1 pseudogene is annotated in these 1,388 nt (G+C 76.2%); it reads left to right on the plus strand.

Features of this window, described 5'->3' with window-relative positions:
• Positions 1-1,388 (plus strand): annotated as a pseudogene (locus F3J18_RS37360) (chromosome segregation protein SMC); the annotation flags it as partial.

Here is a 1,388-nt window from a genome sequence, read left to right on the forward strand (position 1 = left end):
AAGCGGGCTTGCGCGCCGCGCTGCCGTCCGCGCTGGCGCTCAAGACGGTCGGCAACCTGCTGCGCCGCCAGGGCGGGCTGGCGCAGGCGCTGGCCGGCGCACGCGATGCGCTCGACGAACGCGAGCGCGCGCTCGATCGGCTGCACCGGCAACGCGAGGCGATCGTGGTCGAGGCCGTGCCCGATGCGCTGCGCCTCGCGCTGGCCGAAGCCCAGGCCCATCGCCACGGCGACGCGAAGGAGCGCACGCAGGAGCAGGCGCGAGGCGAGGCCGCCCATGCACTCGAGGAGGCGCTCGACCGGCTCGGCCGCTGGCGCATGCCGGTCGAGCGGTTGCGAACGCTGGACCTGCCTTCGGCGCAGCGCCTGAACGCCTGCCAGAAGGCCGACAGCGAGGCGGTGAGCGCCGCCGCCATGGCGCGCGGCGTGCTGGGCGAGGCGCGCGAGCGCTTCGAGAAGATCCGCTTGCAGGAGCAGCATTTCGCGCAGGGCAATCACGTCGTCACCAGCAGCGAGGTGCGGGCCGCGCGCGCGCAGCGCGACCAGGCCTGGGGCGAGGTCAAGCGCGGCGCGCTGGCCTTGCCCGACGGGGCGGCGGCGGTCGACGACGCGATCCGGCATGCCGACGTGCTGGTCGATTCGCAGCTCGATACCGTGCAGGCCGCGGCCGAACTGCAATCGCTGCGCCAGCAGCGCGAAGCGGCGCAGGCCGAATTGGCGCGCCGCGAAGCGGACCTGGCCGAGGCGACGCGCTCGCTCGACGCGACGCGCCAGGCCTGGGCCGATCTCGCGGCCGGCGCGGGCCTGCCCGGCATCGCGCTCGACGATATCGGCGCCTGGCTCGCGCAACGCGATGCCGCGCTCGCCGCGCAGCAGAAGCTCGACGCGCTGGCACGCGAGCTGGAAGCCGCGCGTGCGGAGCGCAGCCACGCGCAGCAGGCGCTGGTCACGGCGCTGCTGTCGGTGGCGCCGGGCACCGAGGCCGACTCGCTGGGCAAGTGGATCATGTCGGCCGAGGCCTTCGTGCAGGCCGCCGAGCGTGCCGCCGAACAGCGGCGCGGCCACGACGAGCGGGTGGCCGAGGCCGGACACCAGCGCGAGGCGGCTGCGGCGCAGGCCGAGCGCGCGCAGCGCGAGCATGAGGACTGGTTGCGCGAATGGCGCACCGCGCTGGCCGACGCGCGGCTGGCCGAGGTGGCGAGTACCGACGCGGCGGCGCAAGGCGCCGTTGATCTCGCCAACCAGGTGGTGGCCGAGCTCGCGGCGGCCGAGGAGCCGGCGCGGCGCATCGAGGCGATGCGCGCCGAGCTGGCCGCGCGCGACGCGGATGCGCGCCGGCTGGCCGATGCGCTCGAGGACCCCGCCGTGCGCGAGGCCGGCGAGGGCGCC

The sequence above is a fragment of the Burkholderia sp. Ax-1720 genome (genome assembly GCF_011753035.1).
Classification (GTDB): domain Bacteria; phylum Pseudomonadota; class Gammaproteobacteria; order Burkholderiales; family Burkholderiaceae; genus Burkholderia; species Burkholderia gladioli.